Here is a 26486-nt window from a genome sequence, read left to right on the forward strand (position 1 = left end):
GCTCCTCCCGTTCCCTGCCTCGGCCCGCCGGGGCGGCGGGCTCATCCCGACGCTCTCCCCGGGGTGCCGGCACGGTCAGGGACGAACGTCCCGCGCCGCCCGGTCGGCGGTCCCCGGCGTGGTCCCCGGCGTGTTCCCTGCCCGGACCGCGAGGACGACCGCCAGCCACGTCGCGACGACACCCGCGACGAACGCCGCGGCCAGTGCCCCGCCGACGACGGCGACGTCACCCCACACGAGCCCCGCGACCCCCAGGACGAGCGTCGTGCCGGCCGCGACCAGTGGGGCGACGGCCCGCAGCGGCACGAGCGGCACGGCCGCCGCCGCGGCGACGAGGGCGAGCGCGAGGCCGAGCCCCGCCACGCTGCGGGGGCCGGTGAGCAGCCAGGCCCGCCCGAGGACGAGGTAGACGGCGTAGTCGACCACGACGACCACGACGAGGAGGTCGGCGAGCAGCACCCGCACGCGCCGGTTCACGGCACCCCCACCTCCGCGGTGCCGGCCGGGACGGCGCCGGCGGCCTGCGGCCGGGCCGGCGGCACGATCGCCACGGGGCAGCCCGCGTGCCGCGCGAGGGCGGGTCGGGTGCGGTGGTGGTGGTGCAGCAGGCCGTGCTCGGCGACCCCGAGCACCAGGAGCTCGGCGCCCCGGGCCTGGTCGGCCAGCACCCGGTCGGCGCGCTCCTCGGCGATGACGACCCGCACCGACGGCGGGCGCACGGCGAGCTCCGGGGGCTCCTCCGGGACCGTGCGGGCGTCGGCCGCGGCCCGCACGACCACCAGGGGCGCGCCGTGCCGCGCGGCGCGCCGGGCGGCGAAGTCCAGGGCCCCGCGGGCGCCGGCGGTGAGGTCGTCACCGACGACGACGGCCCCGGCGGCGCGGTCGGCGTCGCCGCCCTCCCCGCCGTCGCCCGGCTCGCGGTCGTCGGGTGGCACGACCACCAGGGGCACGGCGATGTGACCGACGAGGTCGCGCGCGACCCCGCGGATGAGGACCTCGGCGAGGGAGCCGAAACCGTCGTCGCCGATGACGACCGTCGACGCCGTCGCCGCCTGGACGCGGAGCACGCCGGCCGGGTCGCCCGGGACCACGTGCTCGTCGACGACCAGGTCCGGAGCGGTCGCGTGGACCATCCGCCGGGCGTCGTCCAGCTCGCGGCGCGCGAGGGTGCGCAGCGCCCGGCCCGGGTCGATGCCGGACAGGCCGGGGTGTCCCCCGACCGGGACCGCGGAGGCGTGCACGAGGCGCAGCCCCACACCCTGCTCGCGGGCCTCGGCCGCGGCCCAGCGCACCGCCGCCTCGCCGTGACCCTCCAGCGAGACGCCGACGACCACCGGCCCGCTCACGCCGGGCCCCCGGCCGGCACCGCGACCGCCCCGGCGAGCAGGACGCCCCAGTCCGACGCCCGCGCGAGCTCGCCGTCGACCAGCGGACCCTCGGTGCCGCTGACGTAGAAGCTGTGCGGGCCGTCCACCCTCGCGGCCGAGCGCCGGAGCCGGCGGCGGATCGCGCGGGCCGCCGAGCCGGGGACGCGGGGCCGGTCGGCCCGCGTGTCGAACGCCGCCGCCCGCAGCCCGGGACGGGCGGGGAGGTCCTCCAGCCACTCCCGGACGCCGTCGCCACGGGACACCAGGGGACGCCCGGCCCGCGCGGCCGCCTCCGCCCGCGTCGACGGGCGGCTCATGCCGAAGGCGTGGGTCGGGCCGCCGACCACCAGCAGCGCGACGTCCTCCCCGGGCGCGGGCGGTGCGGCGCCGACCTCGACGACGTCGACGGCCAGGCGCGTCGCGAGACCCTCGGCGATGGCCCGCGCCACCGCCTCCGTGTTGCCGTACATCGACTCGTAGACCACCAGTGCCCGGGACACGGCCCACCTCCTCCTGTCGCCGCCACCCTGGGGGCAGGACGGCGGTCGGCGGAGAGTCGAACGGACCCCGTGGGCAGGTCGACCGGCGGGACCGTCGTCCCTGCCGCGGGTCGCGGGGCCCGACTGGGGTGCGGCCATGACGAGCACACGCCCCACCCCGGTCCCGTTGCGGCTGGACCCGAGCCGCCCGGTGCGGGTGGTGACCGAGGAGGCCACGGTCGCCGAGGCGCTGCGCGTCCTGCGCGTCGCCGGGATCCGGCACCTGCCCGTGATCGCCGGGGACCGGTGCACCGGGCTGCTGGTCGACCGCGACCTCGTCGCGGCGGCGGTGGACGGCGTCACCGGCCCGGTGGGTCGCCTGGCCCGGCGGCCGGTGCCGACGGTGGAGGCCGGGACGCCGGCGCCGCGGGTCGCCCGCGCGGTGCTCGACGGCGGCCTGGACGCCGCACTCGTCACCGAGAGTGGCGTCGTCGTCGGCATCGTCACCGCCAGCGACGCGCTGGCGGCCCTCGCGCACGCCGACGACGGCGGGCGCCCTGCCGAGGAGTCACCGTGACCTCCACGACCGAGCAGCCGTCGCCGGCCGCGCCTCCCCCGCCGCCACCGGCCCACCCGGCGCGCGTCCGGGGTGACCTCGACCCGCAGCTGTCCCGGTGGCTGTGGCTGGTCAAGTGGCTCCTGGCCATCCCGCACTGGGTCGTGCTGGCGTTCCTCTGGGTGGCGTTCGCCCTCGTCTCCGTGATCGCCTTCGTGGCCATCCTGGTGACCGGCCGCTACCCGCGGTCGCTCTTCGACTTCGCGGTCGGCGTCCTGCGCTGGACCTGGCGGGTCGCCTTCTACACCAACGCGGCCTTCGGCACCGACCGCTACCCGCCGTTCAGCCTGCAGTCCGACCCGGACTACCCCGCCGACCTGGAGATCGACCACCCGGAGCGGCTCTCGCGGGGGCTCGTGCTGGTCAAGTGGTGGCTGCTGGCGCTGCCGCAGTACGTGGTGGTGGGCCTGCTGACCTCGAGCCCGTGGTGGCTGTGGCAGGACCAGGGCTACCGGTGGTCGTTCGGCGCGGGCGGGCTCGTGGGCCTGCTCGCCCTGGTCGGGATCGTCGTGCACGCGGTCACCGGGTCCTACCCGCGCCCGCTGTTCGACCTGGTCGTGGGCTTCGACCGCTGGGTGCTGCGCGTGGCGGCCTACGCCGCGCTGCTGACCGACCGCTACCCCCCGTTCGTCCTCGACGCCGGACCGCGCGAGCCCGGGGAGGCCCGGCCGGCGACGCCGGACGAGCCGGGTGCGCCGAACCCGGCCGCTCGCCACGGCTGGACCGCCGGACCGGTGATCGCGCTGGCGGTCGGAGCCGTGCTGTGCCTGGCGTCGGTGCCCGCGCTGGTGGGGGGCGTGACCGGGCTGGTGGCCGACGCCTCGGCCCGCGACGACACCGGCTTCTTCACCACGCCCCCGACCGTCGTGAGCGGGACGGGCTACGCCGTGCGGTCGCGGCAGCTGCTCCTGGAGGGCGCCCCGCCGGGGTCCTCGTCCCCCTCGGTCGCCCTCGGTGAGATCCGGGTGCGCGTCGCCGCGCTCGAACCGGGGCGTCCGGTGTTCGTCGGCGTCGCGCCCCGGCCCGCCGCGGACCGCTACCTCGCCGGGGTGGCGACGGGCACCGTGGCCGACCAGGACGGGTCCCGCCCGGCCGTCGCCGAGCAACCGGGCGGGCCGCCGCCCGTGGCCCCCGCGGACGCCGGCATCTGGGTCGTGCAGAGCTCCGGGCTCGGCACGCAGTCCCTGTCGTGGCGTCCCCTGCCCGGCGACTGGACGCTGGTGGTGCTGCAGCCCGACGGGCGCGCGGGGATCGCCGTCGCCGCCGACGCCGGCGCGACCGCGCCCGGGCTGCGCCCGCTCGCGGTGCTCCTGATCGTCGTGGGCGGGGTCGTGCTCGTCCTCGGCGCGACCGCGGTGACGCTGGCCGTCGCGACCGCGCATCGCCGCCGGCGGGCCCCGGCACCGGCCTGACGCCGGCCTCAGACCTCCACGACCGTCCACGTGGCGTGGGGTCGGTGGGTCCGCACCGCGGCCAGCGCGGCCTCGACCGACGCCTCGACCGGACCGCCGGTGTCCACGACGGTGGCCTCCGGCCACGGGTCGGCGTCGGCGGACATCACCGCCGCCACCAGCGGTGTGGCGTCGGAGGCCGATCCCCGCCGTCGGCGGATCCGCTCGTCGGCGACGGACCGCGGTGCCTCGCAGTGCAGCGACGTCAACGGCACCGCGCTGCGGGCGGCCAGGGCCGCCGCCGCCGCGCGGCGGACGGCCGCGGTCCAGGACGCGTCGATCACCACCGACTCGCCGCGGGCCAGCAGCGCCCCGGCGCGGCGCAGGAGCTCGGCGTACGTGGCGGCGGTGTGGTCCGCGGCGTAGAGCCCCGCGCGGTAGTCCGCCCCGGCGCTCGCCGCCGGGTCGAGACCGGCGATCTCCTTGCGCACCCGGTCGCTCGACAGCACGGTCGCCCCGAGCCGGTCCGCGAGGCCGCCGGCCACGGTCGACTTGCCGGTACCCGGCAGCCCGCCGACGAGCACGAGCCGGACGCGCCCGGCGTCGAGGTGGCGGGCCGAGAGGTCCAGCAGGTCGCGGGCCAGCGGGCCGCCGCGGCCGCCCTGCTCGACGCGGACGCACGTGACGCTCGCCCGCACGGCGGCGCGGTAGGCCACGAAGTGGTGGGCCAGGGCCGGCGGCGCGGGGTCGGCGGCGAACTCGGCGTAGGCGGCGAGGAAGCGTTCGGCGTGCTCCGCCCCGCCGAGACGCTCCAGGTCCATGGCGAGGAACGCCGCGTCGTCGAGGCCGTCGACGTAGCGCAGGCGGTCGTCGAACTCCAGGCAGTCGAGCAGGACCGGCCCGTCGGGCAGGCAGAACACGTCGTCGGCGAGGAGGTCGCCGTGCCCGTCGACGACGCGGCCGGCCGCCCGCCGGTCGTCGAACAGCGCGCGCCGCCCGTCGAGGAAGGCGCCGGAGGCGGCGGCGACGTGCTCGACGAGGTCGGCGGGCAGGAGCACGCCCGCGTGCCGGCGAAGGCCCTCGAGGACCCCCGCCCACCGGGACCGGGCGGCCTCGACGGTGCCCTCGCGGTCGACGGCGGGGCCGCGCGCCGCGGTGCTGTGGAAGGCCGCGAGGCGCCGCGCGACGGCGCGCAGGTCGTCCTCGACCGGTGCCCCCGCGCGGACCAGGGCGGCCAGGCTGCGCTCGGCGGGCATCCGGTGCATGGCGACGAGGTACTCGCACGCCAGCCCGTCGGGGCCGAGCAGGGTCTCGAGCCCGAGGTAGGTCTCCGGGCTGAGCCGGCGGTTGAGCGCGATCTCGCGCAGGCACGCGTCCCGGCGGGCCTCGAGGGTGGTGAAGTCGCAGAACCCCAGGTCGACGGGCTTCTTCATCTTGTGCACGCGGTCCCCGACGAACCACAGCACCGCCGTGTGCGTCTCCGTGACCGCCGGGGGGGTCACCGGGCGTCCTCCGCGGCGACGGTCACCGGGGCGCCGTCGCGGCCGCGCGGGCCCAGGACCGTGACCGGGCTGGTCATGCCCAGGAGCACCGAGCGCGCCGTCGACCCCGGCCCGCGCAGCGTCGGGTCGGCGTGGCGGCGGTGCCCCACCACCAGCTCCTCGGCCCCCTCGGCGCGCTCGAGCAGCACCCGGGCGGGACGGTCGACGACGACGGAGGTCTCGACGGGCACGGCCGGGCCGTGCCGCCGGGCGGCGTCCACGAGCGCGTCCAGCTCGCGGTGGGCGCGGTCGACCTCGGCGGGGGGCACGTCGGCGGCCTCCCGCCCGGTCGCCGGCACGATCACCCGGACGGCCTCCAGACGGGCGTCGTGACCGGCCGCGGCCCGCAGGGCGTACGCCACCACCGAGGCCGCGGCGGGCCCGTCGTCGACGCCGACGACCACCGCGCGGCGGACCACGGTGCCCGGGGGCGTCGGGCCCCGGTACTCGGGGATCACCACGACCGGGCACGGGGCGGCCTCGATGGCCCGGGCGGTCGTCTGCCCGGCCTCGCTGGCGAGACGCCGGTGACGGTCGCCGAGGATGAGCAGGGAGCCGGGCCCGCAGGCGCCGACGAGGACGTCGGTGGTGTCGCCGGCCCGGCAGTCGAGGGTGACGTCGAGGTCCGGGGCCGTCCGCGCCAGGTAGGACCCGGCGCGGCGCCCGGCGTCGTCCTGCCAGGGCGCCAGCGGCGTCTCGGGGCCGTGCGTGTGCACCAGGTGCAGCGGCGCGGCGCGGCGCCGGGCCTCGGCCACCGCGCGGTCGAGCACGCGGCGGCGCAGCAGCCCGTCGTCGACACCGACCACGACCGGGTCCGCCGGCGCGGGGACGGGCCGGCTCATCACACGCCCTCCTCGGCCCAGGCGGTCTCCGGCGACGTCCAGCGCGCGGCCGCCGCGGCGGGCAGGACGGCCACTGGGCACGGCGCCCCGCGCACCACGGCCTGGCTCGTCGAGCCGAGCAACGGACCCACGACGGCGCCGAGCCCGCGAGCACCGACGACCACGAGCGCGGCGCCGCGGCGCGCCTCGCGGAGCAGCTCCGCGCTCGCCGTCCCCCGGTCGATCGTCTCGTGCAGGTGCACCCCGGGGTGCCGCGCCAGCATCCCGGCCCGCGCTTCGGCGATCACCCGGAGCCGGGCGTCCTCGTCGACGCCGGGACCGGTCCGCGGCGCCACGCTGACGGCGGTGACCCGGGTCCGCCAGCGGTCCGCGACGTCGGCGGCGAACGCGACCGCGCCGTACGACGCCGGCGACCCGTCGACCCCGGCCAGGACCGGGCCGGCGTGCCGCTCGTCGGGGTCCCAGCGCGGCGGCACCACGACCACCGGGCAGGAGGCCTGCGCCATGGCGTGCACCAGCGTCCGGCCGAGGGTGAGGTCGAGGGCGCCGTCGAGGGCGCGCGACCCGAGCACGAGCAGGTGGGCCCGGTGGGCCACGGCCACCAGCGCGGGCCCCGCCGTCCCGTCGACGACGGAGAGCCGGATCGCGGCACCGGGGGCCAGGCCGGCCGCGATCCGCCGCCCCTGGTCGAGCAGGGACAGGGCGCGCCCCGTCGGTTCGCGGAGCTCGTCGCGCGGGCGGGCCGAGGGAGGGAGCACCTGCACGAGGTCGAGCGGCAGGTGCCGGCGCTCGGCCTCGCGGGCTGCCCAGCCGACGGCGCGCAGGGTCGCCGGGTCACCGTCCACCCCGACCACCACCCCGGCCGGTGCCACCGAGCGATCGATCATGCTGCCGCCTCCTCGAGCCGGGCTCCCGCGACCGCCGCACGCGGCCACGCCGTCGCCCCCGACCCTCGCCGCCACGAGGCCGGGCCCGGCAGGGCCGGAGGTCCGTCCCGGCACGGCCGACCGGCAGGACCCGCGCGCCGGACCGACCGTCAGCACTCGCCCTCGGCGGCGTCCGCCGACATCCCGTCCCCTCCGGCCAGCTCGTCGGGCAGCTCCCCGGCGCCCGGCACGGGCTCGAGCGCGGTGATCTGGAAACGCAGGAGCTCGCGGACCGGCCCGGGCGAGCCGACGCGCCAGCCGAGGACGCCCGTCGAGGGCACCGTCAGGCCCCCGAACGTCCGGTGCTCGAGGACGTCCACGCCGCACGGGACCTCGCGGTGGTGCCCGTCGCGCTCCGGGTCGCCCCAGCGCAGCGTGCGCACGCGGCGGGGCAGCCCGCCGCGGTGGAGCTCCAGGTCCAGCGCGACCGGGTGGCCGCCGACCGCGAACGCCACCGACGCGGTGTCCCGGCCCTGCACCGTCCAGCACGCGGTGTCGGGGTCCAGCAGCACCGGGGGCACCCACATCGCGCTGAGCGCCGCGTGGGCGAGGTCGGCGCGGGCCAGGTCGGGGCCCACGACGGCCGGGTGGAGGTGCCGGCCCAGCAGCGTCGTCTCCCGGCGCGCCCGGCCCGCCACCCACGAGTCGACGATCCGCAGGCCGCCCACCAGACGCAGCTCCCGGAAGTACCCGTGCGCCGGGAGCGTCACCTCGTGGCCGCGGTAGGGCCACCACGTCCGGCCCAGGCGGATCACGCCGCGGCTGCGCAGGCGGGCCCCCACCGCGTCCCGGGCGGCGGGGGCCACCGACCGCTCGGCGTAGCGGGCCGCGAGCGCGGGGCGCTCGACCGGGCGGGTCACGACGGACGGGGACGCCGCGGGGACGGACGGAGGGGTGAGGGTGGTCATGGTGTGCTCCCTGGCCGGGTCCGGCGCGGTCTCGCCGGGTCTGCCGGCCACGGTCGTCGCCGATCACCGCGCCCCGGCAGGGTCTCGGGCGTCCCCTGGCCGCGCCGGGCGACCCGGCCCGGGCGGGCCCTCCGGCCCTCCTCGCGGCCCGGCGCCCCGCCGACGCTGCGACGATGACCCCGACCGCCCCGCCGCCCCGGCTCGCCGCCCCGCCGGAGGCCCTCGACGACGACCCGCCGGTACGCGTGGTCATGAGCCCCCTCGGGCCGGTGGAGGTCCCGTCCGCGATGCGGGTCGCGACGGCGCTGGAGCAGCTGCGCCGCCTCGACGGCGGCCACCTCGTCACCCGGCGCCACGGCCAGGTGCGCGCCGTCGCCGAGGTCGACCTGCTGCGCCACGTGCTCGAGGCCGGTGCCCGGCCGGCCCGGCTGCTCGACCCCGTCGGGGACCTGGCCCGGCCGGTGTCCCTCGTCGGGCCCGACCTGCGGCGATCCGCGGCGGCCGAGCTCATGCTCGCCCGGGAGGACGCGGTGCTGGTGGTCGCGGTCGATGGCGAGCCGTGCGGCCTGCTCGACGCGCGGACGGTGCTGCACAGCGTCGCCCGGGAGCGACGGTGAGCGGCGTTGAGGTCGTCCGGGTCCTCGACCGCGGCTGGTGGCCGGGTCCGGACGCTCCGCTCCGGCGCGCCGACCCGTTCGACGCCGGCGCCGTCCGGGTCCGGCGCCACGGGACCCGGCTGAGGGTCGCGGTGTGGCCGACCGCCACCCCGCGCCGGCTCGAGCAGCTCCTCGCCCACATCCGTCCGGTGCTGGGCGGGGACGTGCACCACGTCGTGCTCGACCTGCACCGGGTGGGCGGGGACGACGCCGTGCTGCTGCGGGCCCTGGACCGGTTGCGGATGCGACTGCTGCTCCACGGCGTGTGCGTCGAGGTCGCCGGCGTCCCGCCCGCCCTGCGGGCGCGGTGCGGCGACGGGCGCCCGGTGTGCTACCGGCTGGAGGAGCACGCCGGCGACCCCGGGACCTGCGGTCCGTCGCGAGGGACCGTCCGGCCGGTCCGCACGCCAGCGGGGCACGGTCGACTCGACGCATGATCGAGACAGACACGACCGTCCCCGCCGGCATCGACGCCGTGCGCGCCGTCGGGACCCTCAGCAAGCAGGACTACGACGCCGTGGTCCGGCCGATGCTCGACGCCGCCGTCCGGGAGGGGCGCGGCCTGCGCTTCCTCTGCGTCGTCGACGAGGAGTTCCGCGGACTCACCCCGGAGGCGGCCTGGGCCGACGTGCGGCTCGGCCTCGCCGCCCTGCGCAACATCGACGGCTGCGCGGTGGTCAGCGACCTCGAGTGGGTCCGCGCCTCGACGCGCCTGTCCGCGTTCTTCCTGCCCGGGCACGTCCGCGTGTTCGACGCGGACCAGCGGGACGAGGCCCTGCGCTGGCTCGAGGGCCTGCCCGGCCGCCTCGCGACGGTGCGGGTCGACCCGGGTGCCGGCGTGGTCCTCGTCGACGTCTCCCAGCCGCTGCGCCGCGAGGACGTCGAGGCGATCGCGACCGCGGTGGACGACTGGCTCGCCGACCACACCGCGCTGCCCGGCCTCGTGCTGCACGCCCGGTCGTTCCCGGGGTGGGAGAACATCGGGGCGCTGGTGGCGCACCTGCGCCTCGTGGGCGGCCACCAGCGCCGGATCGGACGGGTGGCCCTCGCGGTGGACGGCCAGCCCGCCGGGGTCGCCGCGCGGGTCGCCGGCACCCTCCTGCACCCCGAGGTGCGGCACTTCGCCTCCGCCGAGCTCGACGAGGCGACCGCCTGGGCCGGCGCGGCGGCGATGGCGGGGGCGACCTGAGCACCGTCGGCGACCCTGCTCCTCACGGGTGGAGGCCCCTCAGGGGTGGAGGCGCAGCGCGGCGTGGCCGAACCCCGTGTCGTGCTCCGCGTCCGCCAGGGCGGCGGCCCGCACGGCCGGGTCGTCGAAGGCCGCGACGTGGACATCGGTGCGCAGCCCGCGCAGGGCCGCCTCGATCGTGGCCCGCTCCACGACCACCCCGGCCACCACGGACTCCCGGACCCCGTCGTCGTGGGTGCAGACGGCGAGGACGGGGTCGCGCGACCAGGGGAGCTCGAGCGCGAGGGTGTGCGAGGGGGTCGTGCCCGGCGTGCGCCAGGCCGGGACCCCGTCCCGCGTCGGGCCGTTCAGCAGGTGCAGCCACGCGCCGCGCGAGCCGGACGCGTGGGCGACGTCGACCACCCGGGACATGTCGGCGGGAGCCGCGTAGCGCGGGGAGGCGCCGTCCCCCGGACGGCGCTCGACCCGCCGGCGGGCCAGGTCCATCGGGGTCGCGGGCCGGCGGCGGGTCCCGGTGATCGTCACCAGGGGACGGGTCCGGGCGTCGCCGGCGACGACGGTGCGCGGCGCCCACCCGGACGACCGGAGGGCGTTCTCGACGGCCCCGACGAGGCGGCCGACGTGCACCAGCCCGTGGTGCGTGACCGGCCCCGCGGCCGGGTCGAGGGCCAGCTCGACGCGCCGGTCGTGGACCGAGACCGCGCACGCGGGCGCGTCCGGGCCCGCGAGGGGCTCGAGGGCCTGCAGGAGGCCGGCGATCTCGGCGGGGGTCCAGCGCTCGGGCGCCGTCGCGGCGGCGCGCGTCGTGCTCATGGGGGCAGCGTGCGCGGCGCGGGGTGCCGGCCCCAGGGCCGGACGTCACCGACCTCGGGCCCTCCGTGCCTGCGCCGGACGGCCGCGCGGCCCTGCTGCCCTCGGGGTGCCCCTGCCCAGGCTGGTGCGCATGAACGCTGACCCGGGCCCGCGGCGGGCCCGCGACCTGATGACCAGTCCCGTCCTCACCGTGCCCCCCGACGCGCCCCGGGCGGTCGTCGCGGCCCTGCTCGTGTCGCACGGCATCGCCTCGGCCCCGGTGGTCGACGCCCGCGGCCGGCTGCTGGGCGTCGTCGACGAGCGGGGCCTCGTGGGCGCCGACGACACCGCCCCGGCCGCCGAGCTGATGGTCGGGCCGGAGCCCGTGGCCGGACCGGACACCCCGCTCGACGAGCTCGTGGAGCTGCTGGTGGAGGCCGGGACGCGGGCGGTGCCGGTGCTGCGGGAGGAGGTGCCGGTCGGGATCGTCAGCCGCCGCGACGTCCTGCGCCGCGTCGCCCGTGGCGAGCTCGTGCCCGCCCCGCCGGCCGCCGGCGGGGCCGACGCGCCCGTGGTCGTCGGCGTGGACGGCTCCGAGGGCTCGCTGCGGGCCCTGCGCTGGGCCGCGCGGATCGCCCGGCGCGACGGGGCGCCCCTGGTCGCGGTCGCGGCGTGCGGTCTCCCGGACCTCTACGGCTCGGCGGGCAGTCTCCTGTACGAGGGCCGGCGGGTGCTCGCCGAGGCCGTCGCCGCGGCGCTGGGCCCGGACGCCGCGGTCCGGACCGAGGCACGCGAGGGCCGCGCGATGTCGGTGCTGGTCGACGCGAGCCGGGGCGCGCGGCTGCTCGTGCTGGGGAGCCGGCACGCCGAGGAGGTCGCCGGCGACGTCGGCGGGTCGCTGACCGCGCGGGTCATCGGCCGCGCCGCCTGCCCCGTGGTCGCGGTGGTGCCCGCACCGGCGGATCCCGTCGCGGCCGGCGACACCGCGCGGGCCGCGACGGCACCCTGACCAGCACCCTGACCGGCACCCGCACGACCGCCCCGGCACCCCGCGCCGGCGCCGGGACGGTCCCGGGAGTCCGGTCAGGCGACCGGTCCGATCGGCAGGGGCCCGGCCAGGGCCGCGTCCGCCTCGGATCCGCGCCCGGGTGCGCGCGGTGCCGTCCGCCGGGCGGGCGGCACCACCGTCACCGGACACGGGGCGTGCAGCACGACGCCGAGCCCGACGGAACCGAGCAGGGCGCTGCGCAGCCCGCCGCGGCCGCGGTGCCCGACGACGAGGTGCGCGGCGTCGCGGGCCTCCTGCGTGAGCACCGCCACGGCCGGCCCGGTGACCGCCACGACCTCGACCGGGACGGCGCGGTGTGCCGCCGACGTGCCGGCCCGGATCTCCTCGACGCGCACGCGGGCCGTGTCCTCCACGGCCTGCCGGATGCCGCCGTCGTCGGCGAGCAGCGGCATGCCGTAATCGGCCATCCACGCGTCGGGCGGGTCGTGGGCGACGACCACCCGGACCGCGAGACCCCGGCGGGCGGCCTCGGCCACCGCGTACCGGACCGCGGTCGCGGCGTCGTCCGACCCGTCGAAGCCGACGACCACCCGTCCGGCGCTGTCCCCTGTGTCGTCCATCCGCCACTCCTCACGCCGTTCTCGACGCCCTCACGGTCCCGCGGGACCCCGCCCCGGCGCGGGAGTCGGACGGTCCCGCCCGAGCGGGTCGTCCGTCCCTGGTGAGGCTCTGGCGCGGCGCCGCAGGGTGGAACCGGCCCGGAGGAGGAGCCCGATGATGCGTGAGGGTGGGACCGCGACCTCCCGTGGCGGCGGGCGGCCGAGCGACGCGGAGATCGCGGAGCTGCTGGCGGCCGGAGCCGGCGCGCCGTCGAGCCACAACAGCCAGCCCTGGCGGCTGCGGTGGCACGCCGGCGCGATCGAGGTGCACGGCGACCCGGCGCGCCGGCTGCCGGCGGCCGACCCCGACGGCCGCGAGCTGCGGCTGGCGTGCGGGGCCGCCCTCGTCAACGTGCGGCTGGCCGTCCGGGCCCAGGGCCGCCGGGCGCACACCCAGCTGGTGCCCGACCCGGACGACCCCTGGTTCCTCGGCCGGGTGCGTCCCGGCGGTCCGCTGCCCCCGACCGGCTGGGAGTCCGAGCTGGCCGCCGCCGTGCACCGCCGGCACACCGACCGCCACCCGTTCGACGGGCGTCCCCTGCCGCCGGTGCTGCGCGACCAGCTGACCCGCGCGTCGTGGCGGGAGAACTGCCGCCTCGTCGTCGTCGGGGACGTCGTCCAGCGCCGCCGGCTGCTCGAGCTCACCGCCGAGGCCCACCGGCGCCAGCAGGCCGACCCGGCCTTCGTCGCCGAGTGGGAGCGGTGGATCGGCCACGAGGCCCGCTCCGAGGACGGCCTGCCCCCGGCGCACGCCCGCCGGTCACCCCGTCCCGATCACGCGTGGCGGCCGCGGGACTTCGGCGGCGCGATCGCGGACGACGACCGTCTCGCCGGCGCGGAGGACGCCGCCGAGGACCAGCCCACGATCGCGGTGGTCGCCTCGTACGAGGACGGCGTGCTGGCGCACGTGCGGGCCGGGCAGGCCATGCAGCAGGTGTTGCTGACGGCCACGGCGCGGGGGGTCGGGGCCTCGTTCGTCGCGCCACCGCTCGAGGTCCCCGACATCCGCGCCCAGGTCCGCGCGGTGCTCGGCGGGGTGGTGTGGCCGCAGGTCGTCCTGCGCCTCGGGTGGGGACGTCCGGTGCACCCGACGCCGCGCCGCACGACGGCGGTCTGAGGCCGTCAGCAGGCGGTCAGCAGCCGGTCAACGGGCGGTCAGCAGGCGGGCGTGAACGGGACCCACCACGACAGGCGGGTGCCCGGCCCGGGCGTCCGCCGGGTCACGCTCGCGTCGCCGCCGAGCGCGCGCGCCCGGGCGGTGACGTTGGCCAGGCCGCTGCGGGCCACGGTCTCGGGGATGCCGACGCCGTCGTCGCTGACGTCGACGGCGACAATCTCGTCCACCGACACCGTGACCACGACCGACCGGCCGCCGCCGTGGCGCAGCGCGTTCGACACGCCCTCCCGGACCACGGCCTCGACCTGCACCGCGAGCTCCTCGGACACGCCGTCCACCGGCCCCGAGAGCCGCACGACCGGCTCGACCGCGACGTGGGCCGACATCTCGGCCACCGCGGCCCGCAGGCGTCCGCCCAGGCCGGGGCCCGCGCCGGCGGCGTGGAGGTCGAAGATGCTCGTGCGGATGTCCCGCACGATGCTGTCGATCTGGTCGACCGCCTCGTTCACCCGGCCCACGGCGTCCGGGTGACCGCGCAGCCGCGCCTGGGTGGCCTGCAGACCGAGCCCGAGGGCGAACAGGCGCTGCAGCACGTGGTCGTGCAGGTCGGCGGCGATGCGCTCCCGGTCCGTGGCGACGTCGAGCTGGCGGCGGGCCTGCTGCGACTCGGCGAGCCGCAGCACGAGGGCGGCCTGGTCGGCGAACGACGCGGCGGCGGACAGGCCCTCGTCGTCGATGGCCGTCGCCTCCGGCCGGCGCACGACGACGAGCACCCCGGTGATCGTCTCGGTGCCGTCCAGCGGCACGAGCAGGGCCGGGCCGAGACGCTGCGCCTGCCCGTCGACCTCGAGGGCGAGCTGGTCGGTGACGCGCGGCAGGCGGGTGCGGGCGACGGCCGCCAGCGGGGAGGCGGCGAGCCCGATCCGGGCCCCGACCGGCAGGCGGTGCTCGAGGCCGACGCTCACCGTGACGCGCACCGGAGGGGCCACGTCACCGTCGACCACGTCAGCGGGCGGTGTGGTGATCGCCGCGCCGACCCCGTCGGCCAGCTCGGCCGCGCGCTCGGCCGCGAGCACGAGCGCCTCGCCCGGGTCGGCGCCGGCGAGCACCTGGGTGGTGATCTCCCCGGAGGCCTCGAGCCACCGCTGCCGGCGCTGCGCCTCGGCCACGAGCCGTTGCGTGTCCTGGTGCAGCCGGGCGTTCTCGACGGCGACCGCGGCGGCCGCGGCGAGCGAGACGGCCACCTGCTCGTCGTCGGCGGTGAAGGCCCCGTCGCGCTTGTCGGTGAGGTAGAGGTTCCCGAAGACCTCGCCGCGGACCCGGATCGGCACGCCGAGGAAGGAGGTCATCGGCGGGTGACCGGGCGGGAAGCCGACCGAGGACGGGTGCTCGTGCAGGTCGGTCAGGCGCAGCGGCTCGGGGTGGCGGATCAGCTCACCGAGCAGCCCACGCCCGCGGGGCAGCTCGCCGAGTCGTCGCCGCGTCGCCTCGTCGAGGCCCGTGTGCACGAAGCGGGCGAGCCCCTGGCCCTGCGCGTCGAGCACGCCCAGGGCGCCGTAGCGGGCGCCGACGAGGTCGGTCGCCGTCTCCACGAGGCGCCGTAGCGTGGTGTCGAGGTCGAGCCCCTCCGTCACCGCGATCATCGAGGAGAAGAGGGGCCCGACCCGGTCCGGGGTGACCGTGACGTCCTCCGTGTCCACCACGATCTCGGACTCCCCCTCCCGGCACGGCTCGTGCACGATCGTCACGGAGGCGGCGCGTCCGGTCCAGGGCCGAAGGTCCCGACGCCCGGGTGCCGGCGTTCAGGCCGCGGTGGGCGGGGAGTGGTGGGGGCAGCGGGCCCGGTGGTGGGTGTCGACGTGCCGCACGCCGGGGACCGAGGCTGCGATGATCGTGGCCATGTGCTGCTCGACGGGGTCGTCCAGGTCGTCGCACAGCACGGCCTCGCCGTCGCGGACGTGGACGAGCCAGCGGCTCCAGCCCGCGTAGCGGTCGAGCTCGCGCTCCACCGCTCGTCGCAGCTCATCGTCGGTCACGTCGCCTCCTCCGACCTCGGCCGATCGTGTGCGTCCCGATCGGCGTCCGTGCAGGGCCCTTCGTCGCTCCCGCGCCGAGGTGTGGCCCCCCGCTCGGCGGGCGGGGCGGCCCGGACGTCCCGGGCCGCACGGTGCCGACGGCCCTGCCGTCGTGGGGGTACCCCGACTGTGGTGGAGCCATGAGCGTCCTCGACCGGTCCGCGGCCACCCTCGACCAGCGGGTCCTGCTCGCCGACGGCACGCCGGTCGACCTCCGCGCGCTGGGTCCCGGCGACGCTCCCGCGCTCGTCCGGCTGCACCGCGAGCTGCCCGAGCGCGACCGGTGGCTGCGCTTCGCCACGGTGTCCTCCCACGGGATCGAGGAGTACGCGACCGCGACGGCCGGGTCCGGCCAGGTGTGGGGTGCGTTCCTGGGCGCCGAGCTGGTCGGCGCCGTGCACGTCGCCCCCGCTCCGGGCCCGCCCGAGGAGGCCGAGGTCGGGGTGACGGTCGGCCACCGGGTCCAGGCCCACGGGGTGGGCACCGCCCTGCTCGAGCGTGCCGTGCGGGAGTCGGTCCGCCGGGGGATACGGCGCTGGACCGCGGAGGTGCTGGTCGAGAACGGCGCCATGCGGCGGGTGTTCGCCGACCTCGGCCTCCCCGTGACCCACGAGCGGGAGGGGCCGAACCTGCACGTCACCATCGCCCTGCCCGACCCGGACGATCTCGCGGCCGGGACCGCGTTCGCCGCGGCCGCGCTCGCCCGCACGGCGCACGCCGCCCACGCCGGTCTGGGCCCGGTGCTGCGGCCCCGCTCGGTCGCGGTCGTCGGCGCGGGCCGCCGCCCCGGGTCGGTGGGCCGGGCCGTGCTCGACCGCATCGACGCCGCCGGCCTCGCGGGCCGCGTGCACGTCGTCCACCCGCAGGCCGCCCAGATCGCCGGCCACCCGACCGTGGCCTCGGTCGACCTCCTGCCGGAGGCGCCCGACCTCGCCGTCCTGGCCACCCGCCCGGCGGCGCTCCCGGAACTCGCCGAGGCCCTGGGACGGCGAGGCGCCCGATCCCTGCTGGTCATCACCTCCGGCCTCGCCGCCGCCGGGGTCGACCGCGCGCTGCTCGACGCGGTGCACCGTCACGGGATGCGGCTGGTCGGGCCGAACTGCCTCGGGGTGGTGGACACCGACCCGCACGTCCGGCTCGACGCGACCTTCGCCCCGGGCTCCGCCCCCGCCGGTCCGGTCGGCGTCGTGACCCAGTCCGGGGGCGTCGCGATCGCGGTGCTCGAGGCCCTGCGGGGCCTCGACCTCGGGGTCTCGTCCCTCGTCTCCATCGGCGACCGCTACGACGTCAGCAGCAACGACCTGCTCGCCTGGTGGTCGGAGGACACCGCCACGCGCGTGGCGGTGCTGCACGTCGAGTCGTTCGGCAACCCCCGCGCCTTCGCCCGTCTCGCCCGCCGGGTCGGCGCCCGGATCCCCGTCCTGGCCGTGCGGGCCGCCAGCAGCAGCGTCGGCGCCCGGGCGGCCGCGTCGCACACGGCCGCGTCCGCCACCCCCGCCGTGCGCCGGGACGCGCTCTACCGGCAGGCGGGGGTGCAGCCGGTGGACGACCTGGGCGAGCTCGCCGGGGCGCTCGCCGCGCTCTGCTGGAGCGCGCCCGTCACGGGCGACCGGGTCGCGATCCTGGGCAACGCGGGTGGCACCAACGTGCTCGCGGCGGACGCGTGCGTCGCCGCCGGCCTGGCGGTGCCCCCGCTCTCCCCCGCCACCCGCGAGCGACTCGACGCGCTCCTGCCCACCACCGCGGCCACCGCCGGGCCGGTGGACACCACCGCGACCGTCGACGCGGAGACCTTCGCCGCCTGCCTCGCCGTGCTCCGCGCCGCCGACGAGGTCGACGCCGTGCTCACGGTCGTCTGCCCGACGGCGCTGAACGACCCCGGGACCGGGCTGGGCGGGGCGCTCGCGGCGGGCGACGGGCACCCGGTGGTCGCGGTCGCCCTCGACCAGCGCCGGCGGGTCACCGCGCTGACCGACCCCGGCGGGACGCCCCGGGCGGCGTCCTTCGCCGAGCCCGCCGACGCCGTCCGCGCGCTCGCCCACCTCGTGCGGCGCGGTGCCGACACCGCCCGCGATCCCGGCCGTCCGCTGGCCGCCGCCGAGTACCCGGTGGACGTCGCCGCCGCCCGCGCGGTGGTGGGCGCGGTCCTCGACCGCGGCGGCGACTGGCTCGACCCCGGGGAGTGCGCCGCCCTGCTCGCCGCGGCCGGGCTCGAGCTGCTGCCCACCCGGGTCGCGGGCACGGTCGAGGACGCCGTGGTCGCGGCGCGGGAGGTCGGGGGCCCCGTCGCGCTCAAGGTCGTGGCCGACGGGGTGCTGCACAAGTCCGAGCGCGACGGTGTCGCGCTGTCGGTGGCGGGCGACGACGCCGTGCGCCGCGTGGTCCAGGGGTTCGCCGCGCGCTTCGGCGACGGCTGGCGCGGCGCGGTCGTACAGCCGATGGCGCCGGCCGGGGCGGAGATGCTCGTCGGGGTGGCCGGGGACCCGGACTTCGGGGCCCTGGTGACCGCCGGCGTCGGGGGCACCGGCACCGACGTCGCCGACCGCCGCTGGCACCGCCTCGTGCCGATGAGCACCACCGACCTCACCGAGCTCCTCGACGACCTCCCCCTCGACCGGGGCATCGCCGCGCGCCTCGTCGACCGCGACCGCCTCGGGGACGTCGTCGCCCGGGTCGCGCGGCTCGCCGAGCTGCTGCCCCAGGTCGCGGAGATGGACCTCAACCCCGTGGTCTGCACCCCCGACGCCTGCCGGCTGGTCGACGCGCGCATCCGGGTGGCCCCGGTGGCCGGATCGCGCAACGCTTGACACCTGGGCGCGCCGGGCGACGATGGCCTTCCGAGGCATCGAAGAGAGGTGCTGTGCCCGACGACCCCCACGCCACCGCCCCGTCCGAAGGGCTCGCCTTCCCGTCCGTCGCCCGACTCGAGCTGGACGAGCTCCTCGACCAGCTCATCGCACGCGCCACCGAGGTCAAGCTGACGCAGGGACGCCTGCGCACGCTGCTCGACGCCGTCCACCACATCACCGTGGGCCTCGAGCTCGACGACCTCGTCTCCCGGATCGTCGAGAACGCCCGCGGGCTGGTCGCGGCCCGGTACGCCGCGCTCGGCGTCGTGCGCGACGGGCGGCTGATCCGGTTCGTCCACGTCGGCATGGACGCGCGGACCGTCGCCCGCATCGGCGACCTGCCCGACGGCAAGGGCGTGCTCGGCACGCTCATCGACGATCCCCGGCCCCTGCGCCTCGCCGACCTCTCCACCCACGTCGCCGCCGTCGGCTTCCCCTCCGACCACCCGCCGATGCGGTCGTTCCTCGGCGTCCCGCTGGTCGCCGGCGGCACCGTCTACGGGAACCTCTACTGCACCGAGAGCGAGCACGAGGGCGGCTTCACCGCCGACGACGAGCAGCTGCTCACCGCGCTGGCCGGCGCCGCGGGCATCGCCGTCGAGAACGCCCTGCTGCTCGACGCGTCCCGTCGCCGCGAGCGCTGGCAGGCGGCGTCCGCGCGGCTCGCGAGCGCCCTGCTCTCCGGGGACCTCCCGCCCGAGGCGGAGCTGGCGCACCTGCTGGCGACGGCCGTCGACGTCGCCCGCGCCCACGGCGCCGCCATCAGCGAGGTGGCCGACGCGGACCCGGGTGTCGCGCACGTCCTGGAGGGCGCGGGGTCCCTGCACGACTGGGCGCGCCGGGACGTGGCGTCGGTGGGCTCGATCACCCAGGCCGCGCTCGACGAGGACGGGCCCCTGCTCATCACGGACGCCTCCACCGATCCCCGGACCACCGGGGTGGTCGAGCGCGCGCCCGAGGTGCGCTCGGTGCTCGCGGTGCCCCTGAGGGCGTCGCCCGGCGGGGCGGGCAACCGGTCGGTGCTCATCCTGACCCGCGGCGAGGGCGACGAGGTGTTCGGCCCCGTCGAGGCCGAGATGCTGCTCGGCTTCGCCGCCCACGCCACGACGGCGATCGAGCTCGCCGACGGCCGTCGCGACCGGGAGGCCGTCCGGGCCCTCGAGGACCGGGAGCAGCTCGTGCTCGCGCTGTCCGAGCAGGTGCTCCAGCGGGTGCAACGGGTCGGTCTCGCGCTCACCAGCGCCGCGTCGGGCGCCCCGCCGGCCCTGCGCGACCAGCTGCTCGCCCAGGTCGCCGAGCTCGACGACGTCACCCGGGCGGTGCGCGACACGGTCTTCCCGCGCTGAGCGACGCCGCGTCAGCGCGTGCTCTCGTGGTCCGGCCCGGTGAAGCGGCGCCAGGCCGCCTCCCACTCCCGCAGCCGTGCCCGGTCGAGGACCCAGCGCAGGCCGGCGAGGAGCAGCAGCGAGAGCACGAGGTCACTGAACACGATCAGGAGCGTGGTCAGGACGCCCTCGGCGCCCGGGCGCTCGGCTGGCATCGGCGCGGTCGTCGGCCGGTCGGCGCGGTCCAGCCAGACCGGGCGGGCGTCCCCGGGCCGGGCCGCGGAGGAGACGCGCAGGTCGGCGACCCGGGTCGTGCCGTCGGCGGCGGTCCAGCGCACGGGCGCGCGCCAGGTACCGCTGGAGTCGGTGTCACCGTCCGTCGGGACCGCCAGCACCTCCCCGGTGACCAGGTGGCGCTCGGCCTGCTGAGCCGCGACCTGGGGCGCCATGCCCGCCGCCACCTCGCTGCCGACCGCCAGGGCGACGGGCACGACCAGCATCCCCAGCAGCAGGAGCACCCACCGGGCGGCCACCTCGACGCGGTCGCTGCGTCGCCGCAGCTCCGACCGCGGGGGCACGAACGCCCCGATCGCCCGCCGCGTCGCCTCCGTCGTGTCGCGCACCGGGCTCGCCTCCTCGCTGCTCCTCGCTGCTCCTCGGTCTCGGCGACGAGCGTCGTGGAGGCGGGCCGGCGAGCGTCACGGTCGTCGGGCCCGACCTGCAGGGGACCACCGGCGGGACCTTGGGCCCTGATCACCACCGGCCCGGCCGCGGCACCGTGACCGACGATCCCGCCCACCACGCGGGGCCGACGGACGCGGGAGGGCACGAGAGATGGCGCTGGACCTGGCGCGCTGGCAGTTCGGCGTGACGACCGTCTACCACTTCCTCTTCGTCCCGCTGACCATCGGGCTGTCGCTGCTGGTCGCGGGCATGCAGACCGCCTGGGTCCGCACCGGTGACGAGCGCTGGCTGCGCATGACCAAGTTCTGGGGCAAGCTCTTCCTGATCAACTTCGCCATGGGCGTCGTGACCGGGATCGTCCAGGAGTTCCAGTTCGGGATGAACTGGAGCGACTACAGCCGCTTCGTCGGCGACGTCTTCGGCGCCCCGCTGGCGATCGAGGGGCTGCTCGCGTTCTTCCTGGAGTCGACCTTCCTCGGTCTGTGGATCTTCGGCTGGGACCGGCTGCCGAAGCGGGTGCACCTGGCGACCATCTGGCTGGCCGCGATCGGCACCATGCTCTCGGCGTACTTCATCCTCGCCGCGAACTCGTGGATGCAGCACCCGGTCGGATCCGCGGTCAACCCGGTCACCGGGCGGGCCGAACTGCACGACTTCGGCGCGGTGCTCACCAACTCCACGGCCGTCGGCGCCTTCACCCACACCATCACGGCCGCCTTCCTGACCGCGGGCATGTTCATCCTCGGCATCTCCGCCTGGCACCTCGCACGGGGCAACGAGACCCGGGTGTTCCGGTCGTCGCTGCGCCTCGCGCTGGTGACGGTGCTGATCGCCGGCGTCGGCGTCGTGGTCACCGGCGACCTCCAGGCCCGCCTCATGACCCAGCAGCAGCCGATGAAGATGGCCGCCGCGGAGGCCCTGTGGACCACCTCCTCCCCCGCCTCGTTCTCGCTGTTCACCATCGGCAGCCTCGACGGCTCGCAGGAGGTCTGGAGCGTCCGCGTGCCGAAGGTGCTCTCGTTCATGGCCACCGGCGACCCGGACGGCACCGTCGAGGGCATCAACGACGTCCAGCGGGCCTCCGAGGCACGGTTCGGCCCCGGCGACTACAGCCCCAACATCCCCATCGCCTACTGGACCTTCCGCGTGATGATCGGTTTCGGCGCCCTGTCGCTGCTACTGGCGCTGGCCGGGCTGTGGATGCAGCGCGGCGGGCGGGTGCCCCGCGCCCGCTGGTTCACCTGGGCGGCCCTGGCGGGGATCGGCTTCCCCGTCGTGGCCAACTCCGTCGGCTGGATCTTCACCGAGATGGGCCGCCAGCCGTGGGTCGTCTACGGCACCCTGCGGACCGCCGACGGCGTCAGCCCTTCGGTCGGACCGGCCACCGTCGCGACCTCGCTGATCGTCTTCACCCTGCTCTACGGCCTCCTCGCCGTCGTCGAGGTGACCCTGCTCGTCCGCTACGCCCGCCGGGGCCCGGACCCGCTGCCCGCGCCCGACGACGAGACCCCGGCCGAGCCCGCGCCGCGTCCCCTCGCCGTCGCGTACTGACCGCCGGCCCACCGAGACAGAAGAGGACGTCGTGTTCGGCCTTCCCCTGACAGACATCTGGTTCCTGCTCATCGCCGTGCTGTGGACCGGCTACTTCGTGCTCGAGGGCTTCGACTTCGGGGTCGGCGCGCTGCTCGGCGTCCTGGGCCGCGACGAGGTCGACCGCCGCCGTGTCGTCAACACCATCGGCCCCGTCTGGGACGGCAACGAGGTGTGGCTGCTCGTCGCCGGCGGCGCGACGTTCGCCGCGTTCCCCGAGTGGTACGCGAGCCTGTTCTCCGGCTTCTACCTGGCCCTGCTGATCATGCTGGTGGCGCTCATCGGCCGGGGTGTGGCGTTCGAGTACCGCGGCAAGGTCGACGACGCGGCCTGGCGGCGGCGGTGGGACGCCGTGATCATCGCGACCTCGGCCGTGCCCGCCCTGCTGTGGGGCGTCGCCTTCGCCAACATCGTCGCCGGCGTGCCCCTCGACGCCCAGCACGAGTACACCGGCACCCTGTTCACCCTGCTCAACCCCTACGCCCTGCTCGGCGGGCTGACCACGCTGCTGGTCTTCCTGCTGCACGGCGCGGTGTTCGTGTCGCTCAAGACCGACGGCGAGCTGCGGCTGCGGGCCCACCGCCTCGCGCTGCGCCTCGGGTTGGGTGCCGTCCCGGTCGGGGCCGCGTTCCTGCTCTGGACCCAGCTCGTCCACGGCAAGGGTTGGACCGCGATCAGCGCGATCGCCGCGGCGCTGGCCCTCGTGGGGGCCGTGCTGCTCGTCGGCCGCGCCCGCGAGGGCTGGGCGTTCACGCTGACCGCCGTGACGATCGTGGCGACGACGGTGACGCTGTTCGGCTCGCTGTACCCCGCCGTGCTGCCCTCGTCCACCGACCCGGCCGGAACGCTGACCACGACGAACGCCGCGTCGACGCCCTACACCCTCGAGATCATGACGTGGGTGGCGGTCGCCGTGACCCCGGTGGTGCTCGCGTACCAGGCCTGGACCTACTGGGTCTTCCGCCGCCGCCTCACCCGCGACGACATCCCCCCGGCCGGCGGCCTGCCCCCGCGCGAGCGCCGGACCGAGGCGCGGCGGTGAAGCCCCTGGACCCCCGCCTGCTGCGCCAGGTCCGTCCCGCGCGCACCTTCGTGGTGCTCACCGCGGCGGCGGGCGTGGCCACGGCCGGCCTGGTGGTGGCCCAGGCCGACCTGCTCTCGCGGGTCGTGGCCCGGGCGTTCCTGGACCGCACGCCACTCGCCGCCCTCACGGGGCTGCTCGTGGGCATCGCCGTCGTCGTCGCCGGGCGGGCGCTGCTGGTGTGGGCCACGGAGGCCGCGGCGGTGCGGGCCTCCGCCCGGGTGATCGGGACGCTGCGGGCCGACCTCGTCGACCACGTCCTGCGCCTCGGGCCGCGCGACCCCCGGCTGCCCTCGACCGGCGAGCTCGGCACGCTGGCCACCCGCGGCGTCGACGCCCTCGACGGCTACCTGCGCCGCTACCTGCCCACCCTGCTGCTGGCCACGACCGTGCCCGTCCTCGTCGGGGTGCGGCTGCTGACCGCCGACTGGATCGCCGCGGTGATCGTCGCGGTCACGGTGCCGCTCATCCCCCTGTTCATGGTGCTCGTCGGCCTGCGCACCCGCGACGACACCGCCCGCCGCTGGCGGGCCCTCGCGGTCCTGGGCCACCACTTCCTCGACCTCGTGGCCGGCCTCGACGTCCTCGTCGCCTTCGGGCGGGCCGGCGCCCAGTCCGGGCGGCTCCGCGCCGTCGCCGACGAGTACCGGCGGGCCACCATGCGCACGCTGCGCGTCGCGTTCCTGTCCGCCCTGGTGCTCGAGGTGCTGGCGACGCTGTCGGTCGCCCTCGTCGCCGTGTCGGTCGGGCTGCGGCTCGCCGAGGGCCGGCTCGACCTCGCCACGGGTCTCCTCGTGATCATACTGGCGCCCGAGATCTACCTGCCGCTGCGCGCGGTCGGGGCGCGGTTCCACGACAGCACCGAGGGCCTGGCCGCGGCCGACGACGTGTTCACCGTGCTGGGGACCCCGGCCGCGTCCGGGGCGGGGGCGCGACGCCCGGCGCCGGACCCCTCCCGCGTCCCGGTTCGGCTCGAGCACGTCGGGGTGGACGGCCGGGGCGGCCCGGTGCTCGACGGCCTCGACCTCACCGTGGGTGCCGCCGGCACCGTCGGGCTGCGGGGACCGAGCGGCGCGGGGAAGTCCACCGTGCTCGACCTCGTCACGGGGCTGCGCCGACCCGACCGGGGCCGGGTGACCGTCGGCGGTGTCGGCCTCGACGACCTCGACCTCGACGCCTGGCGGGCCCGGATCGCGTGGGTGCCGCAGCGTCCGGTGCTGGTGGCGGGCACGGTCGCCGAGAACATCCGGCTCGGCCGCCCCGGGGCCCAGGACGACCTCGTGCGGGACGCGGCCGCCGCCGCGAGCGTCGACGTCCCCCTGGACACGGTGGTCGGCGAGCGCGGCGCGGGGCTCTCGACCGGGCAGCAGCGGCGCGTGGCCCTGGCGCGCGCCCTCGTGCTCGACCGCCCGCTCCTGCTGCTCGACGAGCCGACCGAGGGCGTCGACGCCGAGACCGGGTCGGCGATGCTCATCGCCCTGCCCGGGGCGCTGCGCGGGCGGAGCGCGATCGTCGTGAGCCACCGTCCCGAGGTGCTGGCCGCCTGCGATCGCATCGTCGACGTACCCGCAGAGCCCGCGGTGGTGGAGGCCGTCCTGCCCGCGGGCTCCGGCGCGGGGGCCCCGACCTCGCCCGCCGCTCCCGCGCCGGAGCCGGTCGCCGTGGGGGTCGCGGTCCCCGCGGGGGCCGGCCGGCAAGGCCCCCTGCGGCGCCTGCGGGACGCCGGTCGCGGCCGGTGGCCGCGGCTCGCCGTCGCGGTGCTGCTGGGCGCCGGCGCCCTCGGCAGCGCGGTGGCGCTGACGGCCACGTCGGCGTGGCTGATCTCCGCCGCCGCCCTGCAGCCGCCGCTGCTGACCCTCATGGTCGCGATCGTCGCCGTGCGCGCCTTCGGGCTGGCCAAGGGTGTCCTGCGCTACCTGGAGCGGCTCGCGTCCCACGACGTCGCCCTGCGCCTCGGCGCCGACCTGCGCGTGCGCCTGTGGCAGGCCCTCGTGCGCCGCGGCCCCGCCGCCGGCGGCCGCCGCGGCGACCTGTTGGCCCGGCTGACCGGCGACGTCGACGCCCAGCAGGACGTCCTGGTCCGCGGGCTGGTCCCGGCGGGGTCGGCGCTGCTCGTGGCCGCCGGGTCGGTCGGTCTCCTCGCCTGGCTGCTGCCCGAGGCCGGCCTCGCCCTCGCCGCCGGGCTGCTGGTGGCGGGCGTGCTCGCCCCGGTGCTCGCGGTGCTTGCCGGCCGCCGGCTCGCAAGGACCACCGCCGCGGCCCGCGCGGCCGTGGCCGCCGGCACCCTGGAGATCCTCGACGGCGCCGCCGACCTGCTCGTGATCGGCGCCGCCGCCCGGCGGCGCCGCCGGTTGAGCCGCCACGACGGCGAGCTCGCCGTGCGCACGATCGCGCAGGCCCGCGGGGCCGGGCTGGGCGCCGGCGTCGGGGTCCTCGGGATCGGGCTGGCCACGCTGGGTGCCACGGTGGTCGGTGTGCTCGCCCTGGCCGAGGGCCGCCTGGCGCCCACCGTCCTCGCGGTGCTCGCCCTCACCCCGCTGGCGGTCGCCGAGCTCGTGGCCGGTCTCCCCGACGCCGCGGTGCGCCTGGCCGAGGCCGTCCCGGCGGCCCGCCGCCTGGCCGAGCTCGAGGACGCGCCCGCCACGGTGCTCGACCCGGCGGTGCCCGCCGCCGTGCCCGCCGATCCGGACCTCGCGGCGGTGTCGCTCGCCGTGCGCTGGCCGGACGCGGCGCGGGAGGCCGTCAGCGGGGTGTCGTTCGCCGTGCCGAGGGGCCGGCGGATCGTGCTCGCCGGCCCGTCGGGCGCGGGCAAGAGCACGGTGCTCGCGGCGGTCCTGCGGACGCTGCCGGCGGCCCGGGGCGCCGTCACCCTCGACGGCCGCGACACCGCGACCATGGCCGCCGACGACGTCCGCGCGCGGATCGCGTGGTGCGGCCCGGCCGCGCACCTGTTCGACAGCACGCTGCGCGAGAACCTGCGCCTCGCCCGTCCCGACGCGACCGACGACGCGCTGGTGGCGGCCCTGCAGCACGCGCGGCTCGGCGCGTGGTTCGCGGCGCTGCCCGCGGGGCTGGACACGCCGCTGGGCGAGCACGGCGGCCCGGTGTCGGGCGGGGAGCGCCAGCGGCTCGCGGTGGCCCGGGTGCTCCTGGCCGACCGGCCGGTGCTCGCCCTCGACGAGCCCACCGCGCACCTCGACGCACCGACCGCGACGGCGCTGGCCGCCGAGATCGAGGAGCTCAGCCGCGACCGCACGACGATCATCGTGTCCCACCGCCCGGCCGAGTTCCCCGCACTGCCGGTGGTCACCGTCAGCGCTCCGGCCGGGGTCGGGACCCGCGGCGCCCGCGTCGTTCCCGTCGGACCCTGACCCGTCCGCCGACGCCTCG

24 protein-coding genes are annotated in these 26486 nt (G+C 78.0%); 12 read left to right on the forward strand and 12 right to left on the reverse strand.

Going from position 1 to position 26486, the window contains the following annotated elements; genetic code table 11:
- Positions 1–75 precede the first annotated feature (75 nt).
- Genes ABD994_RS07965 through ABD994_RS07975 form a run of 3 tightly spaced genes read right to left on the reverse strand, consistent with a single transcriptional unit; the run spans position 76 to position 1867 of the window.
- Positions 76–477: a hypothetical protein gene (locus ABD994_RS07965; protein WP_345412697.1), complete on the reverse strand. Its 402-nt coding sequence runs from the start codon at positions 475–477 to the stop codon at positions 76–78.
- The gene (locus ABD994_RS07970) at positions 474–1346 is read right to left on the reverse strand and encodes a universal stress protein (protein WP_345412699.1); all 873 of its coding nucleotides are present in this window, start codon (positions 1344–1346) and stop codon (positions 474–476) included. The genes ABD994_RS07965 and ABD994_RS07970 overlap by 4 nt, the downstream gene beginning before the upstream one ends.
- Entirely contained in the window at positions 1343–1867 is a 525-nt protein-coding gene (locus tag ABD994_RS07975) for a flavodoxin family protein (RefSeq protein WP_345412701.1), read from the reverse strand. The genes ABD994_RS07970 and ABD994_RS07975 overlap by 4 nt, the downstream gene beginning before the upstream one ends.
- A gap of 136 nt (positions 1868–2003) precedes the next feature.
- Here ABD994_RS07975 and ABD994_RS07980 point away from each other — a divergent pair, with 136 nt between their 5' ends.
- Complete coding sequence (locus tag ABD994_RS07980; protein ID WP_345412703.1) at positions 2004–2423, forward strand: CBS domain-containing protein; 420 nt, start codon at positions 2004–2006, stop codon at positions 2421–2423.
- The gene (locus ABD994_RS07985; protein WP_345412706.1) at positions 2420–3874 is read left to right on the forward strand and encodes a DUF4389 domain-containing protein; all 1455 of its coding nucleotides are present in this window, start codon (positions 2420–2422) and stop codon (positions 3872–3874) included. The genes ABD994_RS07980 and ABD994_RS07985 overlap by 4 nt, the downstream gene beginning before the upstream one ends.
- Before the next feature lie 8 nt (positions 3875–3882).
- Here ABD994_RS07985 and ABD994_RS07990 read toward each other — a convergent pair whose 3' ends face one another.
- The 4 genes from ABD994_RS07990 to ABD994_RS08005 form a co-directional block, all read right to left on the reverse strand.
- Positions 3883–5355, reverse strand: a complete 1473-nt coding sequence (locus tag ABD994_RS07990; RefSeq protein WP_345412708.1) for a bifunctional aminoglycoside phosphotransferase/ATP-binding protein — start codon at positions 5353–5355, stop codon at positions 3883–3885.
- Positions 5352–6236, reverse strand: a complete 885-nt coding sequence (locus tag ABD994_RS07995) for a universal stress protein (RefSeq protein WP_345412710.1) — start codon at positions 6234–6236, stop codon at positions 5352–5354. The genes ABD994_RS07990 and ABD994_RS07995 overlap by 4 nt, the downstream gene beginning before the upstream one ends.
- Positions 6236–7123 (reverse strand): universal stress protein, encoded by an 888-nt coding sequence (locus tag ABD994_RS08000; RefSeq protein ID WP_345412713.1) that lies wholly within the window; start codon positions 7121–7123, stop codon positions 6236–6238. The genes ABD994_RS07995 and ABD994_RS08000 overlap by 1 nt, the downstream gene beginning before the upstream one ends.
- Positions 7124–7272: 149 nt before the next feature.
- A complete protein-coding gene (locus ABD994_RS08005; RefSeq protein ID WP_345412715.1) occupies positions 7273–8070 on the reverse strand; it encodes a DUF6544 family protein in 798 nt (265 codons plus the stop codon).
- 173 nt (positions 8071–8243) lie between these two features.
- On the opposite strand from ABD994_RS08005, the gene ABD994_RS08010 reads away from it, so the two are divergent.
- From ABD994_RS08010 to ABD994_RS08020, 3 genes are read left to right on the forward strand one after another with little or no spacing between them, the layout of a single operon-like run.
- The gene (locus tag ABD994_RS08010; protein WP_345412717.1) at positions 8244–8687 is read left to right on the forward strand and encodes a DUF294 nucleotidyltransferase-like/CBS domain-containing protein; all 444 of its coding nucleotides are present in this window, start codon (positions 8244–8246) and stop codon (positions 8685–8687) included.
- Positions 8684–9163: a hypothetical protein gene (locus ABD994_RS08015; protein ID WP_345412720.1), complete on the forward strand. Its 480-nt coding sequence runs from the start codon at positions 8684–8686 to the stop codon at positions 9161–9163. Before ABD994_RS08010 ends, ABD994_RS08015 begins: the two co-directional genes overlap by 4 nt.
- On the forward strand, positions 9160–9915 hold the full coding sequence (locus tag ABD994_RS08020; protein ID WP_345412722.1) for a SpoIIAA family protein: 756 nt from the start codon (positions 9160–9162) through the stop codon (positions 9913–9915). The genes ABD994_RS08015 and ABD994_RS08020 overlap by 4 nt, the downstream gene beginning before the upstream one ends.
- A 39-nt stretch (positions 9916–9954) precedes the next feature.
- Here ABD994_RS08020 and ABD994_RS08025 read toward each other — a convergent pair whose 3' ends face one another.
- Positions 9955–10728 (reverse strand): hypothetical protein, encoded by a 774-nt coding sequence (locus tag ABD994_RS08025; RefSeq protein ID WP_345412724.1) that lies wholly within the window; start codon positions 10726–10728, stop codon positions 9955–9957.
- 130 nt (positions 10729–10858) lie between these two features.
- On the opposite strand from ABD994_RS08025, the gene ABD994_RS08030 reads away from it, so the two are divergent.
- Positions 10859–11716 carry a CBS domain-containing protein gene (locus ABD994_RS08030; protein WP_345412726.1) on the forward strand — a complete coding sequence of 286 codons (858 nt, stop codon included), beginning with the start codon at positions 10859–10861 and terminating at the stop codon, positions 11714–11716.
- A gap of 74 nt (positions 11717–11790) precedes the next feature.
- On the opposite strand, the gene ABD994_RS08035 is transcribed toward ABD994_RS08030, so the two are convergent.
- The gene (locus tag ABD994_RS08035; protein WP_345412728.1) at positions 11791–12336 is read right to left on the reverse strand and encodes a universal stress protein; all 546 of its coding nucleotides are present in this window, start codon (positions 12334–12336) and stop codon (positions 11791–11793) included.
- Positions 12337–12490: 154 nt separating this feature from the next.
- On the opposite strand from ABD994_RS08035, the gene ABD994_RS08040 reads away from it, so the two are divergent.
- Positions 12491–13492 carry an Acg family FMN-binding oxidoreductase gene (locus ABD994_RS08040; RefSeq protein WP_345412730.1) on the forward strand — a complete coding sequence of 334 codons (1002 nt, stop codon included), beginning with the start codon at positions 12491–12493 and terminating at the stop codon, positions 13490–13492.
- Between the two features lie 38 nt (positions 13493–13530).
- Here ABD994_RS08040 and ABD994_RS08045 read toward each other — a convergent pair whose 3' ends face one another.
- Both ABD994_RS08045 and ABD994_RS08050 read right to left on the reverse strand, forming a co-directional pair.
- Positions 13531–15240, reverse strand: a complete 1710-nt coding sequence (locus ABD994_RS08045; protein ID WP_345412733.1) for a GAF domain-containing sensor histidine kinase — start codon at positions 15238–15240, stop codon at positions 13531–13533.
- Between the two features lie 54 nt (positions 15241–15294).
- Complete coding sequence (locus tag ABD994_RS08050) at positions 15295–15528, reverse strand: hypothetical protein (RefSeq protein ID WP_345412735.1); 234 nt, start codon at positions 15526–15528, stop codon at positions 15295–15297.
- Between the two features lie 179 nt (positions 15529–15707).
- On the opposite strand from ABD994_RS08050, the gene ABD994_RS08055 reads away from it, so the two are divergent.
- Both ABD994_RS08055 and ABD994_RS08060 read left to right on the forward strand, forming a co-directional pair.
- On the forward strand, positions 15708–18374 hold the full coding sequence (locus ABD994_RS08055) for a GNAT family N-acetyltransferase (protein WP_345412738.1): 2667 nt from the start codon (positions 15708–15710) through the stop codon (positions 18372–18374).
- Between the two features lie 53 nt (positions 18375–18427).
- Positions 18428–19762, forward strand: coding sequence for a GAF domain-containing protein (locus tag ABD994_RS08060; RefSeq protein WP_345412740.1), 1335 nt, complete (start codon positions 18428–18430; stop codon positions 19760–19762).
- 11 nt (positions 19763–19773) lie between these two features.
- On the opposite strand, the gene ABD994_RS08065 is transcribed toward ABD994_RS08060, so the two are convergent.
- Positions 19774–20364: an Rv1733c family protein gene (locus tag ABD994_RS08065; protein WP_345412742.1), complete on the reverse strand. Its 591-nt coding sequence runs from the start codon at positions 20362–20364 to the stop codon at positions 19774–19776.
- 211 nt (positions 20365–20575) lie between these two features.
- Here ABD994_RS08065 and ABD994_RS08070 point away from each other — a divergent pair, with 211 nt between their 5' ends.
- The 3 genes from ABD994_RS08070 to cydD are packed head-to-tail and all read left to right on the forward strand — an operon-like array spanning position 20576 to position 26467.
- On the forward strand, positions 20576–21976 hold the full coding sequence (locus ABD994_RS08070) for a cytochrome ubiquinol oxidase subunit I (protein WP_345412744.1): 1401 nt from the start codon (positions 20576–20578) through the stop codon (positions 21974–21976).
- Positions 21977–22007: 31 nt separating this feature from the next.
- The gene (gene cydB, locus ABD994_RS08075) at positions 22008–23057 is read left to right on the forward strand and encodes a cytochrome d ubiquinol oxidase subunit II (protein ID WP_345412746.1); all 1050 of its coding nucleotides are present in this window, start codon (positions 22008–22010) and stop codon (positions 23055–23057) included.
- Positions 23054–26467: a thiol reductant ABC exporter subunit CydD gene (cydD, locus tag ABD994_RS08080; RefSeq protein ID WP_345412748.1), complete on the forward strand. Its 3414-nt coding sequence runs from the start codon at positions 23054–23056 to the stop codon at positions 26465–26467. Before cydB ends, cydD begins: the two co-directional genes overlap by 4 nt.
- Positions 26468–26486: the final 19 nt, after the last annotated feature.

Source organism: Actinomycetospora chlora, assembly GCF_039542135.1.
GTDB classification, from domain to species: domain Bacteria; phylum Actinomycetota; class Actinomycetes; order Mycobacteriales; family Pseudonocardiaceae; genus Actinomycetospora; species Actinomycetospora chlora.